Annotated in this window: 15 protein-coding genes; 2 read left to right on the forward strand and 13 right to left on the reverse strand. The window is 63.4% G+C overall.

Going from position 1 to position 15,697, the window contains the following annotated elements:
- Positions 1-36: 36 nt before the first annotated feature.
- The 3 genes from NKJ11_RS09925 to NKJ11_RS09935 form a co-directional block, all read right to left on the reverse strand.
- Positions 37-1,062, reverse strand: coding sequence for a sugar ABC transporter substrate-binding protein (locus NKJ11_RS09925; protein WP_352612591.1), 1,026 nt, complete (start codon positions 1,060-1,062; stop codon positions 37-39).
- Between the two features lie 60 nt (positions 1,063-1,122).
- The gene (locus tag NKJ11_RS09930; protein ID WP_128303419.1) at positions 1,123-2,109 is read right to left on the reverse strand and encodes an ABC transporter permease; all 987 of its coding nucleotides are present in this window, start codon (positions 2,107-2,109) and stop codon (positions 1,123-1,125) included.
- 270 nt (positions 2,110-2,379) lie between these two features.
- A complete protein-coding gene (locus tag NKJ11_RS09935; protein WP_352612593.1) occupies positions 2,380-3,813 on the reverse strand; it encodes a DHA2 family efflux MFS transporter permease subunit in 1,434 nt (477 codons plus the stop codon).
- A gap of 121 nt (positions 3,814-3,934) precedes the next feature.
- Here NKJ11_RS09935 and NKJ11_RS09940 point away from each other — a divergent pair, with 121 nt between their 5' ends.
- Positions 3,935-4,936, forward strand: coding sequence for an ornithine cyclodeaminase family protein (locus NKJ11_RS09940; RefSeq protein ID WP_352793184.1), 1,002 nt, complete (start codon positions 3,935-3,937; stop codon positions 4,934-4,936).
- Entirely contained in the window at positions 4,933-6,414 is a 1,482-nt protein-coding gene (locus tag NKJ11_RS09945) for an HAL/PAL/TAL family ammonia-lyase (protein ID WP_352793186.1), read from the forward strand. Before NKJ11_RS09940 ends, NKJ11_RS09945 begins: the two co-directional genes overlap by 4 nt.
- A 9-nt stretch (positions 6,415-6,423) precedes the next feature.
- Here the strand turns inward: NKJ11_RS09945 and purU are convergent, their stop codons facing one another.
- The 10 genes from purU to NKJ11_RS09995 all read right to left on the reverse strand — a co-directional run bounded on the left by purU (position 6,424) and on the right by NKJ11_RS09995 (position 15,692).
- The gene (gene purU / locus NKJ11_RS09950; RefSeq protein WP_352793188.1) at positions 6,424-7,305 is read right to left on the reverse strand and encodes a formyltetrahydrofolate deformylase; all 882 of its coding nucleotides are present in this window, start codon (positions 7,303-7,305) and stop codon (positions 6,424-6,426) included.
- On the reverse strand, positions 7,302-8,102 hold the full coding sequence (locus tag NKJ11_RS09955; RefSeq protein WP_352793189.1) for a 3-methyl-2-oxobutanoate hydroxymethyltransferase: 801 nt from the start codon (positions 8,100-8,102) through the stop codon (positions 7,302-7,304). The genes purU and NKJ11_RS09955 overlap by 4 nt, the downstream gene beginning before the upstream one ends.
- 34 nt (positions 8,103-8,136) lie before the next feature.
- Positions 8,137-8,451: a MocE family 2Fe-2S type ferredoxin gene (locus NKJ11_RS09960; RefSeq protein WP_352793190.1), complete on the reverse strand. Its 315-nt coding sequence runs from the start codon at positions 8,449-8,451 to the stop codon at positions 8,137-8,139.
- Between the two features lie 11 nt (positions 8,452-8,462).
- Positions 8,463-9,545, reverse strand: coding sequence for a fatty acid desaturase family protein (locus tag NKJ11_RS09965; protein WP_352793191.1), 1,083 nt, complete (start codon positions 9,543-9,545; stop codon positions 8,463-8,465).
- 49 nt (positions 9,546-9,594) lie between these two features.
- Entirely contained in the window at positions 9,595-10,776 is a 1,182-nt protein-coding gene (locus NKJ11_RS09970) for an aldose 1-epimerase family protein (protein ID WP_128303414.1), read from the reverse strand.
- Positions 10,777-10,792: 16 nt separating this feature from the next.
- On the reverse strand, positions 10,793-11,575 hold the full coding sequence (locus NKJ11_RS09975) for an ATP-binding cassette domain-containing protein (RefSeq protein ID WP_164892899.1): 783 nt from the start codon (positions 11,573-11,575) through the stop codon (positions 10,793-10,795).
- A complete protein-coding gene (locus tag NKJ11_RS09980; protein ID WP_352674316.1) occupies positions 11,572-12,552 on the reverse strand; it encodes an ABC transporter permease in 981 nt (326 codons plus the stop codon). Before NKJ11_RS09980 ends, NKJ11_RS09975 begins: the two co-directional genes overlap by 4 nt.
- Positions 12,553-12,634: 82 nt before the next feature.
- A complete protein-coding gene (locus tag NKJ11_RS09985) occupies positions 12,635-13,579 on the reverse strand; it encodes a sugar ABC transporter substrate-binding protein (protein WP_352441184.1) in 945 nt (314 codons plus the stop codon).
- Between the two features lie 57 nt (positions 13,580-13,636).
- Positions 13,637-14,551, reverse strand: coding sequence for a sugar phosphate isomerase/epimerase family protein (locus tag NKJ11_RS09990; RefSeq protein ID WP_023814032.1), 915 nt, complete (start codon positions 14,549-14,551; stop codon positions 13,637-13,639).
- Between the two features lie 55 nt (positions 14,552-14,606).
- Entirely contained in the window at positions 14,607-15,692 is a 1,086-nt protein-coding gene (locus NKJ11_RS09995; protein ID WP_352793194.1) for a Gfo/Idh/MocA family protein, read from the reverse strand.
- Positions 15,693-15,697: the final 5 nt, after the last annotated feature.

Consider the following 15,697-nt stretch of genomic DNA (forward strand, 5'->3'; position numbering starts at 1 on the left):
CGGCCACCTCGTTGATCGGTGTTGGCAAGGATCGGCTTATTTCGCAGCCGCTTGCGCCTGCAGCGCCTTCAGGTCCCAGCAGCTGTCGGGCTTCAGGTCGGCCTTGGTCGTCGCCTTTTCCAGCGTGTAGATGTAGGTGTGCGAGGTGCCGGCCGGCTGGCCGCTCTGCAGCAGGAACTTGATGATCGCGTTCATGTCGCCCGACTGGCGAGCAAGATCGGTCATCACCACGGCGCCATAGGTGCCGTCCTGCAGCTTGTCGCAATCGGCCGCCTTTTCGCCGCCGCCCGTGGTGACTAGGAACACCTTGCCGTCGAGCTTGGCGTCGCGGATCGCGGCGGAAGCGCCGGTGGCGTCACCATCCCAGAAATCGATGATGGCGCAGATGTCCGGGTTCTGCTGCAGCATCGTCGTCGTCACGTTGCGCGAGGTCGTCGCATCCCAGTTTGAATCGGGCTTTGCCACCACCTTGAAGTCGGGATTCTTGTCCAGCACCTTCATGATGCCGGCATACTGATAGAGGCTGGAGGAGTTGGCCTGGTCACCCTGCACAAGGCCGATCTTCTTTGACGAGTTCGGGCCGCAGCCCTTGATCGCCGCTTCGGCCTCGAGCTGGCCGAGCCGGTCCCAGTCGCTGCCGACAAAGGCATCAGCCGGGAAGTTCGCCGGATTGTCGACCAGTATCACGTAGGTGCCCGCGGCCTGCGCCTTCTTCATCAGCTTGGAATAGGAGTTGAGGTCCGGCGCATGGATGATCAGCACGTCCGGCCTGGTGTCCGACGAGATGGCGTCGGTGATCGCCTGCGCGCCGGCATCGACGACCCAGTTCGGGTCACGCGTCTCGAATACGCCGCCCCAGGCCTCGACTTCTGTCTTCAGGTAATGCGACCAACCCTGCGCCAGGTCGAAGCCCATCGCCAGCGGCACCAGCATGACGCGCTTGCCCTTGAGCGCCTGCGCATAGGCGGCCGGGCCGGGATCATCGGCGGCAAAGGTTGGCGCCACGAAAGTGGTAACGGCAAGCGCCGTGGCGGCGGCCATAAGTGTCTTGATCAGTTTCATGTCAGATCCTCTATTTTTGCTGTTGCTGTTCACGGCCGGCCCCAACCGTCCGCGGTAGGTTTAGATATCGCCTTGCTGGGCGGTCTGCTCGTCACGTGGATTGATGATGCCGTCGACGATGATGGCGCCGAGCAGGATCGCTGCCTTGATCAGGTTCTGGTAGAGCAGCGGAATGTCGATGATGGTCATGGCGTTGAGCAGGATGCCGATCAGTGCCGCACCGACCAGCACGTTGCGCACCCCGCCGCGCCCGCCGGACAGGCCGATGCCGCCGATCACCGCCACCAGCACGATATCGTAGAGCAGCGTTGAGTTGACGACCCGGGTGTTGATCGAATGCAGGCTCGCCGCCGTCAGCAGGCCGGCGACCAGTGCGACCAGGGCGGAAAGCACATAGCGCAGCACCAGCATCGGCCGCACCGGAATGCCGATGTTGCGCGCCGCCACCGGATTGTCGCCGGCGAAATAGATGTAGCGTCCCCATTTGGTGTAGCGCAGGAACAGGAAGAACAGGAATGCCAGGCCGGCGAAGACGAACACCTCGATGGGAACATCGAGGAAGCGCAGGCCGCCGAGCAGCTCGACCCAATGGCCCTGCGGCACCGGCACGGCATCCTGCGTGATCAGTTGCGAGCGCACATAGCCGAAGACGAAGGAGCCTGTCGCCAGCGTCACGAAGATCGCCGGCACGTCGGCATAGGCGACGAGAAAGCCATTGAGCAGGCCGATGGCCAGCACACCAGCCAGCACATAGGCGAAGGCCAGCCCGTCCGGCGTCCCCGAATTCAGAAGTTGCAGATACCAGGCGACAGACATCGCCATGATCGCGACGGCGGAGAGGTCGATGCCGCGGCCGATGATGACGACAGCCATGCCAAGGGCCAGAATGCCGAGCACCGACACCGAGCGGACAATGGCGACAAGGTTGTTGGGGTCGATGAAGCCCGGCAGGCCGATGGCCGCTGCAACGAACAGCACCACCGCGATGGCAAAGACAATGCCTTCCTGATTCAGGCTCCTGAAATTCGGCCAGCCGATCGTGTTCATGTCTGCGTTTGCCCCGATGGCAGCGCTGCCATCCCTGGGAAAGAACGCTAATCGGCCCAACGCCGGTTCGTCAAATGAATCCGCGCTCGGAACCCAGGCCGGCAGCGATATTCACCGAGTGGACGCGTCGATTGCCGAAGCTGGCGCAATGCATGGAAAGGCCTGCACTTTTGGCAATTGGTTGCGCCATTGCGGCCGCTCGCGAAAGCGCTGCACTACGGCGAAAGGACGAGACGGAATTTATCTCCGCATCAGGCGGAAAAATCGATCTCAATTTCCCGGCGAGTGGCCGGAAACCTCCGCGCCCGCACTTGGCGGCAGCACGAGAAAACGCAACGCCGCCACCAGCCCGATGGCGCCGATCGCCAGGAAGGCGATTCGAAAATCCAGAAGGTCGAGAGCGGGGCGATCCCTGACGATCTGCGACAAATTGAGGATCGCCGCCGCCACCGCGACGCCGAACAGCATCGCCACCTGCTGCAGCATCGAGGACAGGGTCGCCGCCGAGCTTCGTTGCGCCGCATCGATGTCGGCGAAGGCCAGTGTGTTGAGCGCGGTGAACTGCATCGAGCGCGTCAGGCCGGCAATCAGCATCAGCGCCACCACCAGCGCCTGTGGCGTCTGCGGCGAGACCGCCCCGCAAGCCATGATCGAGACCGAGGCGATGATGCCGTTGACGACCATCACCGAGCGGAAACCGAAACGCCGCAGCGTTGGCGTCGTCACCGTCTTCATGCCAAGATTGCCGAGGAAATAGGCCAGGATCATCAAGCCGGCATCGACGGGCGAGAGGCCAAAGCCGACCTGGAACAGCAGTGGCAGCAGGAACGGCGTGGCGTTGATCGCCACCCGGAAAATGGTGCCGGCGGCCAATGTCGAGATGGCAAAGGTCAGCACATTGAACGAGGAGAGATCGAGCAGCGGATGCGGCGCCCGCCGGAGATGCCGTACCGCCAGCCAGCCTATGACGATGCCGGCAACGATCAGCAGCGCTGTCGGCAGCACGCCGTCCTCCGGATGAGCAATGCGTTCAAGGCCATAGAGCAGCAGGGCAAGTCCGGCCGATGTCAGGAAAAAACCCGGCCAGTCGAGCGGCTTGGGGTCAGCCTCACGGTCGCCCGGAATGAAGCGGGCGACCAGCGACAGCCCGATCACGCCGAGCGGGATGTTGATGAAGAAATTCCAGTGCCAGGACAGATAGGTGGTGATGAAGCCGCCGAGCACCGGCCCGACCACCGGCGCAAACAGTGCTGGCCAGGTGATCAGCGCCGTGGCGTTGAGCAATTCGGATTTCGACGCATTGCGCAGGACGAGAATCCGCCCGACCGGCGTCATCAGCGCGCTGCCGAGCCCTTGCACGACACGGGCGGCGACAAACTGGGTCAGGGTTTGCGAGAGGCCGCAGGCGAGCGAAGCCAGGGTGAACAGGACGATCGCCAGCAGGAAGATGTTTCGCGCCCCGAACCGGTCGGCGAGCCAGCCCGACAGCGGCACGAACACCGCCATGGTCAGCATGTATACGGTGATGCCGATGCTCATTGCCACCGGCGACACGCCGAAGGATGCGCCCATCTGCGGCAGCGAGGTCGAGATGATCGTCGAATCCAGCAACTGCATGAAGAAGGCGATGGCGACGATCAGCGCCACGCGCCGCGCATTGGTGGCCGTTTCGGATAAGGTTGCGGTCTCGGGAATGGCAGTCATGACGGAACCGGTTTGAACAGCATCTCACCGGCCGCGTCCAGAGACGGCGCAACAAACTTTCGTGTCCCGCTATGGCCTGCTATGGGATGGACGGGGTGGCCGAGGAAAGTGTCTGCGTAAAATGAAGCCCATCTATATCGACTACCTCAATGCCCTCGACATCGATGCCCTTGCCATGACCGATGGTGAAATCATTGCCGCCGTCGAGGCTGGCCTGGTGGCGCAAGGCAACGGCCAGACGGTGATCGAGCCGCGCGTCCATCTCGAACCGGACCCGTCCTTCCACGGTCATTTCAATGTCTTGCGTGGCTACGTCGCGCCGCTCGACACGGCGGGCGTGAAAATCGTCGGCGACTATGTCGACAATTACCTGCACGGGCTGCCTTCCGAATTCGGCATCCTCAACCTGTTCGACCCGCGCACCGGCGCGCCCCGCGCCATCCTCGACGCCACCGTCATCACCGACATGCGCACCGGCGCCGTCACCGCCATCGGCGCCAAACATCTGGCGCGCAGGAATTCGAAGGTGCTGGCCCATATCGGCGCGCGCGGCACCGCCTACTGGAATGTGCGCCTGCTCGACCATCTCTTCGACTTCGACGAAATCCGCGTCCATTCGCGTCGGCCGGAAAGCCGCGACGGTTTTGCCGCCAAACTCTCCGCCGATCTCGGCAAGACGGTTACGGCGGTGGCCGGCTGGAAGAGCTGCATCGAGGGCGCCGACATCGTCGTCGAAGCCTCGCGGCTGCCGGAGCCGCAGCCATTGCTGAAGACCGAATGGATCAAGCCCGGCGCGCTGGTCGTGCCCTATGGCACGATGAGCGCGGTCGAACTGTCGCTGACCGAGATCATGCAGAAAATTGTCGTCGACGATTGGGGCCAGTGCAAGGGCGGCAAGTTCGGCTCGCTGCGCGCCCATGTCGAGACCGGGCGGCTGAGCGAGAAGACGCTGCACGCCGAGCTTGGCCAGATCGCCGCCGGTCTGAAAGTCGGGCGCGAAAGCGACGACGAAACGATCCTGTTCTGGCATCGTGGCCTGTCGCTGTCCGACATTGCGCTGGGCAAGGCGATGCTGGCCAAGGCGCAAGTGCAAGGCATTGGCCAGCGGCTGCGCTTCGCATGACCGTGCTCGTCCTCTCCGGAGCCGGCGTCGGCATTGGCGATGTCGCCGCCGTGGCCCGCGATGGTCGCAAGGTGGAGATCGGACCCGATGTCATCGGCAGGCTGCAGAAGGCGCGAAAAGTGCTCGACCAGGCCGCCGCATCCGGCCAGCAGATCTATGGCCTGAACACCGGGCTCGGCGCCAATCTCGGCACTGCTGTAGAGGGCGACGCCAGCGCTTTCCAGCGCCAATTGCTGGAGGGACGCAGCGGCGCGGTCGGCGAAGCGCTGCCGGTCGAAGCCGTGCGCGCTACTATGCTTGCCCGCGCCGCGATGCTGTCGGTTGGCGGCTCCGGCCTTTCGCCCTTCGTCTTCGTCGCTTTGGTCGACGCGCTCAATGCCGGCGTCCATCCCGTCATGCCGTCGCTCGGCTCGATCGGCGCCGGCGACCTGGTGCTGATGACGGCACTCGCCCGCATGCTCACCGGCGAAGGCGAAGCCGACTATCAGGGCCGTCGCATGCCGGCAGCCAAGGCGTTGATGATGGCGCGCCTCGCCCCTATCAGCCTGGCGCCCAAGGACGGGCTGTCGCTGATCAACGCTTCGGCGGTATCCGCCGGCAGCGGCGCGCTTGCGGTGACGGATGCGCTGTCCGCCCTTGCCCAGCAACAGCAGGCCGGGGCGCTGACCATGGAAGGTTTTGGTGCCAACCGCACCATCCTCGATCCGCGCCTGCATATGGCGCGCCCGGCGGCCGGCCAGCAGGAAGCAGCCAAGGTGCTGCACGATCTGCTCGTCCGCGACGAGGCGCTGGTGCCGACCACCTTGCAGGACCCGCTGTCGATCCGCTGCATGCCGTCGATCCATGGCGCGCTGATCGAGGCGATCGGTCAGGCGAGACAGGCTGTCGAGATCGAACTCAACGCCGCCGCCGACAACCCGCTGGTGCTGGGCGATGATGAGCTGGTGCTGTCGACCGGCAATTTCCACACCGCCGCACTGGCGCTCGCCTTTGAGACGCTCGGCCTGGCGATCGCCCAATGTGCCGCGGCCAGTGCCGCGCGCTTCATCCAGCTCACCGGTTCGGGCCGCAATGGCCTGCCGAAATATCTGTCGCCGGTCGGCGGCGCCTCGGCCGGCTTCGTGCCGCTACAGAAGACAGTGACCTCGATCCTGGCCGCCATCCGCCACAAGGCCAATCCGGTGATGCTCGACTTCCTGGCCGTGTCGGAAGGCGTCGAGGATCACGCCACGCAGACACCTCTGGCGGTTGCGAAATGCGCCGGGATGATCGCGCTATGGCGCCGCCTGATCGCTTTCGAGCTGATGGCGGCCGCACAAGCGGTCGACCTGCGCGACGGTTTCACGCCAGCGCCACGCACCGCCGCAATTCACACGGCGATCCGCGCGCTGGTCCCTGCTCTGAAGGAGGACCGGCCGCTCGGCATCGACGCCGAGACGCTCTACGCCGCGCTCGCCGGTGGAAATTGGCCGGCCTGACGCGGCTTCTCAGAAGACGACGGTCTTGTGGCCGTTGAGCATGACGCGGGCTTCGAGATGCAGCTTGACCGCGCGCGCCAGCACCCGGCTTTCGATGTCGCGCCCGACGGCGACGAAATCCTCGGCGCTCATCGCATGGGTGACGCGTTCGGTCTCCTGATCGATGATCGGGCCCTCGTCGAGGTCGGAGGTGACGTAATGCGCCGTCGCACCGATCAGCTTGACGCCGCGGTCGAAGGCCTGGTGATACGGCTTGGCGCCCTTGAAGCTCGGCAGGAAGGAATGGTGGATGTTGATCGCCCGTCCGAACAGCCGGTCCGACAGGCTTTTCGAGAACACCTGCATGTAGCGCGCCAGGATGACCAGTTCGGCCCCTGTTTGCTGCACCAGGTCCAGCAGCTTCTGTTCCTGCTCGGCCTTGTTCTCCCTGGTGGTCGGCCAATGGTGGTAGGGAATGCCCTCCAGCTCGGCGAAGCGGCGGGCATCCTCGTGGTTGGAGACGACGGCGGCAACCTCCGCGTTCAGCCAGCCGACCCTGATCTGGTACAGCAGATGCAGAAGCGCGTGGTCGAACTTGGAGACCATGACGATGATCTTCGGGCGGCGTCCCTGATCGACCAGCGCGGTCTTCATGCCGAAGCGATCGACGCTTGATTTCAGGGCCCGTTCCAGGCTGTCCCTGGTCGAGCCTGGCGGGCTGATGAAGGCGATGCGCATGAAAAAGCGATTGGTCTGCCGGTCCCAGAACTGGCTGCTTTCGGCGATGTTGGCGCCGTTCGCGGCAAGCTCCGCCGTGACAGCGGCGACGATCCCCGGCCGGTCCTCGCAGGAAAGCGTAAGAATATGAACCGGCGCGACTTCGCCCGTCGCATCATTGTCTTGAGATTTCACGCCCCGTCGACCCTCTTCATGAACAGGCTGAGTTCAGCCGGATCCATATGCACCACATGCTTGTCTTCGGGATAGGCAAGACTGTTGACATCGGCAACATATTCCGAGAACGCGGCGATACGCTCGGCCTGCAAACGATCATACTCGGCGGCGAAGTTGCGGTAGACCTTGGAGTGACGGGGCATGTGGCCACGGTTCTGGCCGAGGATGTCGTCAGCGAACAGATATTGCGCATCGCAACCGGTGCCCGCTCCCATCGACAGCATGATCAACGATGTCCGTTCAGAGATCGCCTTGGCCACCTCGACCGGTACGACCTCGATCTCGGCGCCGATGGCGCCGACAGTTTCCAGCTGCTTCACCGCCGCGAAGACCTCCATGGCGGTATCGGCGGTCTTGCCGACCGCCTTGAAGCCGCCGGTCCAGGTGGCCCGCGAGGGGATCAGCCCGACATGGCCGATCACCGGGATATTGTCATCGGCCATCCGCTTGATCGTGGCGTAGCCGGCGCTGCAATAGACCGCGTCGGCGCCGGCCTTGTAGAGCAGGAAAGCCCAGCGCACGAAATCGTCCGCCGTGCCGATCTCGTAGAAATTGTCGCCCGGCATGGTGAACAGGCTGGGTGCGGCGTCCCGGTATTGCGGGTTGAGCACCAGTTCGGGCGGCACCGAGACGATGTCGACCCCCGCGCGCTCGGCGGCCTCGGCCTCGTCCATCGTCAGCACGCGCAGCATGGTCAGCTGTCGCTTGCCCTTCATGGCGCGCAAATCCGCCACCGTTGGTCTTTTTCGGCTCATCAAATGGGTTCCCTCAGTTGCATTCGGCGGCAGGTCAGCCGATCTGGATCATCACTTTGCCAGCCTCGACCTTCACCGGATAGGTGGCGAGATTGACGCATACCGGTGCGCCTCGGGCCACACCCGTCTTGTAGTTGAAGCGGCCATTGTGCTTGGGGCATTCGATGATGTCGTTCATCACCAGCCCATCGGCCAGATGCGCCTTCTCGTGCGTGCAGTATCCGTCGGTGGCGAAGTACTCGTCATCGGGACTGCGATAGATGGCGAAGGTACGGCCGCCATGATCGAAGCGGATGACATCCTCTTCCTCGACATCGTCGACGCCGCACGCTTCAACCCAGTCGGCCATCTGCCTCTCCCCTATTCCGCCGCCGCCGGAACGGTCAGCGCATGGAACTCGTCCCGATACGGCCGCGCCGTCGGCGGCAGCTCGCGCTTGAGGAAATAGTCCTCGTACTGAAGCTGCTTCAGCAGCACCGGCCAGACCTCGCGATAGGCATGCCACATCGAAGGGTTCGGCTCGGGCAGATCATGCTTGATCAATTCATGCAGCCTCGGCAGCGCGTGATACGGCACCATCGGGAACATGTGATGTTCGACATGATAATTCATGTTCCAGTAGATGAAGCGGCTGATCGGGTTCATGTAGACGGTGCGCGTGTTCAGCCGGTGGTCGGTGACATTATCGGCCAGGCCGATATGCTGCAGCAGGCCGGTCAGCACCATGTGCCAGCTGCCGTAGAGGCGCGGCAGGCCGATAAGCACCAGCGGCAGGAACGACCACAGATAAAGCGCCAGCACGATCGCCGCGACATAGATGGCGACATGCCAGCGCGCGGCGGTGACCACCTTGTGAAGCTCCATCTCGGGGATAAAGCTTTTCTCGTCGGGCGAGATGCTGCCGAACGCATTGCGCACCAGCGTCGGCAGCGAATAGCGGAAATCGAGAATGCCGGTGAAGGCGAGTGCGGCGCGCAGCAGGTCCGGCGGACGCATCACCGCGATCTCGGCGTCGCGGCCGACGATGATCGTGTCGGTGTGATGGCGCGCATGGCTCCAGCGCCAGGTCACCGGGTTGCGCATCAGCATGAAGCTGGCGATCTGGTAGACGGCATCGTTCATCCAGCGCGTGCGGAAAGCGGTGCCGTGGCCGCACTCGTGCCAGCGCGAGTCGCTGGACGAGCCGTAGAGCACGCCATAGACGAGCAGGAACGGCACCACCCACCACGTGCCCCAGAACCAGGCGATCCCGGCGGCAGAGCCCAATATGGCAACGATCCAGATGATCGTGTCGCGGATCGCCGGCCCGTCCGAGCGTTGCATCAGCTCTTTCATCGCCTTGCGCGGCACATCGGTGTGATACCACTCGGCCGAGGCCAGCCCGGTCTCGATCGCGGTGCGCGTGCTTTCCCCGACCAGGCTGTAGTCGCGCTTTTTCGCCATCACATCGACCTCCGATTTCCGGCCCGCCAGCCGGAGCATTCGTTTCGCATCATGCCCTGTCCGCCAATCCCGGAAAATTGCCCGACGGCGCAGGATAATCCTGTTGCGGTTGCCTGGCGATCGAAGCGATCCTCTCTTCCGTCGCGGCGATCTCGCCGGCACCGTCGAGCACTCGGAACATCGCGTCGTAGGAACGGCTTTCGCCATGCTCCAGCCAGATCATTTCGCCGCGCTCACGTGCGGCGAGATTGCCGAGCACATGGTGCGTCGAGGGCTCGATGCCCAACGCATACTGCCCCGCCTGGAAATTCTGCCATTGATAGGCGCAAGGCAGCTGGTCCTTGCGCGTGATCACTTCCAGGCCAAGCCCTATGCCGTCATTGACCACCGCCACCGGCACCTCGCCATTGGCGTCCGCCGCCATCTCGTGCTGCCAGACCTGCTCGCTGAAGCCCAGTCGCGGCGCCGGCACGGTGCGGTAACCGACCTTCTGCGCCTCGTAGCGTTCGCCTGCATGGCCAGCCCAGACGACGTCGCGGATCGGCGCCAGATAGCGCGAACCCTCGTCGAGCAAGGGGTGGCTGACATTGACGTGGTAAAAATACATATGCGGCGTGCGATTGAAGCCATGGTTGACGACGCGGTCCGACAGCCGGATCTCGTTGCCGCCGACATCGGCCTCGATACGCCGGATCAGATGCAAATCCTCGCCGAACACCGCCGATTGCTGAACGATGCCTTCGGCCCAAAGCACGCAGCGGTCGCCATCCCAGGCCTCGCCATAACCGGTCAGCCGCGCTGGAATGGTGCCCACGCGGCCATGCAGCGAATGGATCACGGTCTTCTTGCCCGGGTAGTTGTAGCTATCGGCAGGCACCTCTTCGCGGCCCAATATGTGGTCGAGGCCGCAGGTGACAAGCAGACCTGAAAACGAGCGCGCCCAGGCGAGCCCGCCCTCCCCCTCGTAATCGTGCAGGCCGGGATGACGAAAGCCGCTTGGCGAATGCCAGCCGATCGCCTGTCCCCTATAGTCGCAGTCGGCGATGTCGAGCGCCCGGTCGACCAGCGCGGTGAAGCGCAGGCCTGAGCCGGTGCGGAACTCCAGCATGCGAATGCCGCGTTCCACACCGTCGCCAAGCGTCATCAGCCGCACGCCGGCAAATTGCGACAGCATGCCCGAACGTTCCGACACCTGCCGGCGCGAAAGCGTCTTGCCATAGAGTTCTACCATGTGACGGCCAACTTCTTCACTTCGCTCTCGTCTCTTTCAGCAGGGCCGACATGTCGGCGCCGGTGATAATGCTTTCCACGGTCAGGAGATCGGTATCGGCAACCGTCTGCTCGGCAACGATCTCGCCGCGGCGCATGACGATGATGCGGTCGGCTACCTGGAACACGTGATGGATGTTGTGGGTGATCAAGAGCACCGAATGGCCGGCGTCACGCACCTCCTTGACGAAGCGCAGCACGCCGTGGGTTTCCTCGACGCCGAGATTGTTGGTCGGTTCGTCGAGGATGATGACCTTGGCGGCGAACTGCATAGCGCGAGAAATCGCAATCGACTGCCGCTCGCCGCCCGACAGCGTTAAGACCAGCGCATCGGCGTCGAGTTTCTTCGAGATGCCGACGCGCCTCAACAGCGCCGACGCCGCGTCGCGCAATTTGGCGAAATCGAGCGGCGCGAACACGCCCAGCCATTTCAGCTTGACCGGTTCGCGCCCAAGGAAAAGATTGCGCGCAATGCTGAGATCCGGCGCCAGAGACGTATCCTGGTGGATGGTCTCGATGCCGAGGTCCATCGCATCGCGCGTCGAGCGGATCGAGACCTTTTCGCCGCGCACATAGATGTCGCCCCGATCGGCTGGAAACACGCCCGAGATCGCCTTGATCAGCGTCGATTTGCCGGCGCCATTGTCTCCGAGCAAGGCCACCACCTCGCCTTCGTTGAGGGCAAAGGACGCATTCTTCAGCGCCCGAACGCTGCCGAAGGATTTTTGCAGATTCTGCAGCCGAAGCACTTCCATCGTCAGCCCCTTGCGGCGTTCTTCTGCAGCAAAGCGTGCAGGATGAGCATGGCGAGGATGATGAGGCCCACGAAGATGTTGTAGGCGAGGCCCGGCACGCCGATCAGCACGATGCCGTTGCGGATCGCGCGCAGCATCAGCGCACCGACGATGGTGCCGAGGATCGTGCCGCGTCCGCCGGTCAGCGCCGTGCCGCCGACCACCACCATGGCGATCACTTCGAGCTCGTAGCCGGTGCCGGCCACCGGTGAGGCGGCCGAGATGCGGAAGGCGCTGATCATGCCGGCCAGTCCCGCAAGGACCGAAGTCAGGATGAACAGCCACACCTTGACGGCGTCCGCCGGCACGCCGCGCGCCACCGCCGCGTTCCGGTTGGAGCCGATGGCGCTGATCCAGTTGCCGAGCTTGGCATAGCGCAGCACGTAGATCGCCAGCAGCGAGAGACCGATGAACCACCACAGCGAGGTGTAGAACCGGAACGACCCGACATTGAAGCTGCCGGCCAGCAGCGTGACGAAAAAGCCTGGCTGGTCCCAGGATTTCAGCGGAAAGCCCTGCGTGATGTAGAGCGCCGCCCCGCGCACCACGAGCAGCATCGACAGCGTGACCAGGAAGGAGGAGATGCCGATCTTGGTGACGATCAACCCGTTGATCGCGCCGATGGCGACGCACAGCAGAAGCCCGGCCAGAAGCGCGATGCCGATATCGACGCCTCCGTTCTGCACCAGAAGCATGACGACGACCGGCGCCAGCCCGAACACGGCACCAACCGACAGGTCGAATTCGCCCGCCGTCAGAAGCAGCGTCATGCCGAGCGCGATGATGCCGAGCTCAGGCAGGAACGCCATCATGTTGGAGATGTTGAGCGGCGACAGGAAATTGGCATCGGCGATGGCGAACACCGCGAGCAGGACAATGAGGATGATGAGCGAGGAGAATTGCGGCGAGCGCATAAGGCTCGATCTGCGTTTCCCGACAGGCATTTCGTCTTCTGCGGCGATCATCATGACTGCTTGAACCATGCTTTGAAATGGTGCCCGCGGCCTGCGCCGCGGGCACCGGTTTTCACTTCGTGTCGTAGAGTTTCAGGATCGGTTCGACGCTCGAGGCGTCGTAGAGGCTGAAAGTATGGATGTCGTAGCCGATCGGTTCGCCCGACGCGGCGAGCCCGAGCAGCGCCACCGGCATGAAGCCCTGCGCAGACGGAAACTGCCAGGCGGCCGCGTTGACGAAGCCGGATTTGACGGCCTCGGCGGTTTCCTTCGAATTGCCCCAGCCGACGACCGGGATCTTGCCGGCCGGCACACCTGCGCCGTCGAACACCCGTTTGACGCTGGCCGCCACGGAATCGCCGAGCGCGATGATCGCCGGCGGATTGTTGGCCACCATATAGTCGGTCATCTTGGCAATGATGCCGGCCGGGTCGGTGCCGCAATCGACCACATCATATTTGATCCCCAACGGATCGAAGACGCTGGCGATGCCTTCGGTCTCCAGCTGCTGATAGCTGGCGCCGGGCACTTCCACCGGCAGGAACACCTTGTCGCCCTGCTTCACCATCTTGCGGTCGACGAGATACTTGGCCCAGATGACGCCCGCCTCCTTGAGATCGGCGCCGACATAGGCCTGCCGTCCGGTCGCCGGATCGTCTGTGTTGAAGAACACGATCGGGATCCCGGCCGCCTTGGCAGCCTTCACTTCCTCGGTCCACAAGCCCGGCTGGGCCGAGGTGGTGGCGATGCCGTCGGGCTTGGCCGCAAGCGCGGAATTGAAGGCCTCCTTCTGCGCCGCCATGTCGCCGCCGCTGAAGGAGATCTTGCAGGTCACCTTGAGCTGGTCGCAGGCTTTGGTCGCGCCGGCATTCCAGTCGAGCCAGAACGCATCCGAGGGACCGCCATGCGACAGCAGGTAAAACGTCTTCTGGCCATCCTGCGCCATTGCCGGCGAGCCTAGCGCGACGCTGGCGAGCAGCGTTGCGGCAGCCGCCAGTTTCAATGCGAACTTCAACATTCTTTCCTCCCTTGCTTTTGGGCCGCGCCGCCGCGAACCGACAGCGCGCAGTGACCGTCACAGACCGTTGGCGCGGAACTTCCCATCGAGGAATTTCTTGGCGCGCGGCACGTCGTCTTCCGAGAGATGCTCGATAATCACAGGAATGTTCGGATGCTTTTCCGCCAGCCGCTGGAGGTAGAGATCATAGTTCAGCGAACCGAGGCCCGGTGCCGGCAGCTCGATCTCGCCGACGCCACGGAAGGTGTGGCTCTCCAGCGCGTCCTCGTCGCCGATATCGGCGTGCTTCTCGGACTTGTCGCCGCCCGAACGCTTGACGTCCTTGGCGTGAGCTATTCTGATCTTGTCGGTCAGCGTGTCGAACACCTGGTTCAGGATCTGGTCCATCCTGTCGATGTTATGCGTCTCGAAATAATTGGTCGGGTCCATCAGCAGACCAAGGCCGGGATGGTCGACCTGCGCGAACATCTTCACCGTCTCCTCGACCGAGCCGACGACGTTGTTGACGTAGGTTTCGAGCAGGAAGACCGCGCCGTGGTCATAGGCCGTCTGGGCGAGCTCGGCGACCACCTTGCGGCACTCCTCGAACCCTTCCTCGGTCTTGTTCTTGGGGTGATGCACCCAGTCGGATTCGGTGTTGTAGGTGCCGGTTTCCGAGATCACATACGGGCTGCCGAAATGGCGGGCGTTGCGGATAATCTCCTTGAGATAGCCAACACGCTTGTCGCGCTCGGCCTTGTCGGGATGGATGATGTTTGTGTAGCCGGAAATGCAGCACACCGGCAGGTGATGATCGCGGAAGACGTCGCGCACCTTCTTGGCCTTGTCCTTGGTGATCTGCCCCGCCGACAGGTCGACGTCCTTGAAATGCAGGTCGAGCTGCACCGTGTTGAAATCGAGCCCGCGGATCTTCTTCGCCGTCTCTTCGAGGCCGTACGGGAAATAGCCCGTGAAAATACCTGCCTGCATCATGGTGTGAATTCCTCCCTGTAAGCGATTCAGTTGTCTGGTGTTTCAGTTGCGGTGATCAGATAGCGATTTCGGAAAGCTTGACAGTGCGGCCCTCGTCGATCGAGCGATAGCCCGCCTCGACCAGCGCCATGGTCTTGACGTTGTCGGCCACCGACAGCGCCGGCGGCGTGCCGGTCTTCACCGCATGCTGGAGCTGCTCCATCACGCCGATAAAGGCATGCGGGAACCACATCGTGTCCCAACTCGGGCTGACCCATTCGCCGCCGGTCGTCTCGGTCGAGGCATAGGTCAGCGTCGAGGCCGCGCCCGTCGGCCAGCCGATGGTGCCCTTCGCGACGCCCTTGGTGCCGTCGACGCGCCAGTTGATGTGCTGGTCGTCCTTGTAGCCATCCTGGCGCGGACCGGACCAGACATCCTCCAGCGACACGGCGAGCACGCCGGACGGGAAGCGCAGCGTCGACACGGTGATGCCGTCGGAATGGTCGAATGTCGTGCGCGGATCCTTCCGCATCAGCGTGGTGATTTCATCTGGATCGCCGAACAGGAAGCGCAGAACGTCGAGATGATGCACGCTCATATTGGCCAGCGTCAGCCGGTCGTAATCCTCGAGGAAGCTCTGCCAGTGGGGGATGGCGTGCATGTCGATCTGGGCGAAGACGATGTCGCCCAGCGCGCCGCTGTCGATGATCTGCTTCAAGACGCGCATCGACTGGTCGTAGCGCATGTTCTGATTGACCGAGAGGATCTTGCCGGCCTTGGCCGCCTCGTCACGCAGCTTGACCGCTTCATCGACCGACAAGGCCAACGGCTTCTGCGCCAGGATTGCCTTGATGTGCTTCTGCTTCAGCGCGTGACGGATCAGCGCCGGCTGCAGGTCGGGCGGGAAAGCAAGATCGATGATCTCGACATTCTCGTCCTCGATCAGTTTTTCAGGCGTGTCGTGGACCGTGGGGATGCTCCAGCGCGTCGCCACCTTCTCGGCGCTGGCCCTGGTGCGCGAGGCGATCGCCACCACCGGGAATCCAGCTTCCTTGTAGGCGGCGAGATGGCACTCGGCCATGATCATGCCGGCGCCGACGCAGCCGATCCTGTATTCCTTCGTGCGGACCTTCACGTCCGGCTCGAAGCCCTTGTTTGCCATCTCTT

The organism is Mesorhizobium sp. M0243 (assembly GCF_040321775.1).
In the GTDB taxonomy this organism is placed as follows: domain Bacteria; phylum Pseudomonadota; class Alphaproteobacteria; order Rhizobiales; family Rhizobiaceae; genus Mesorhizobium.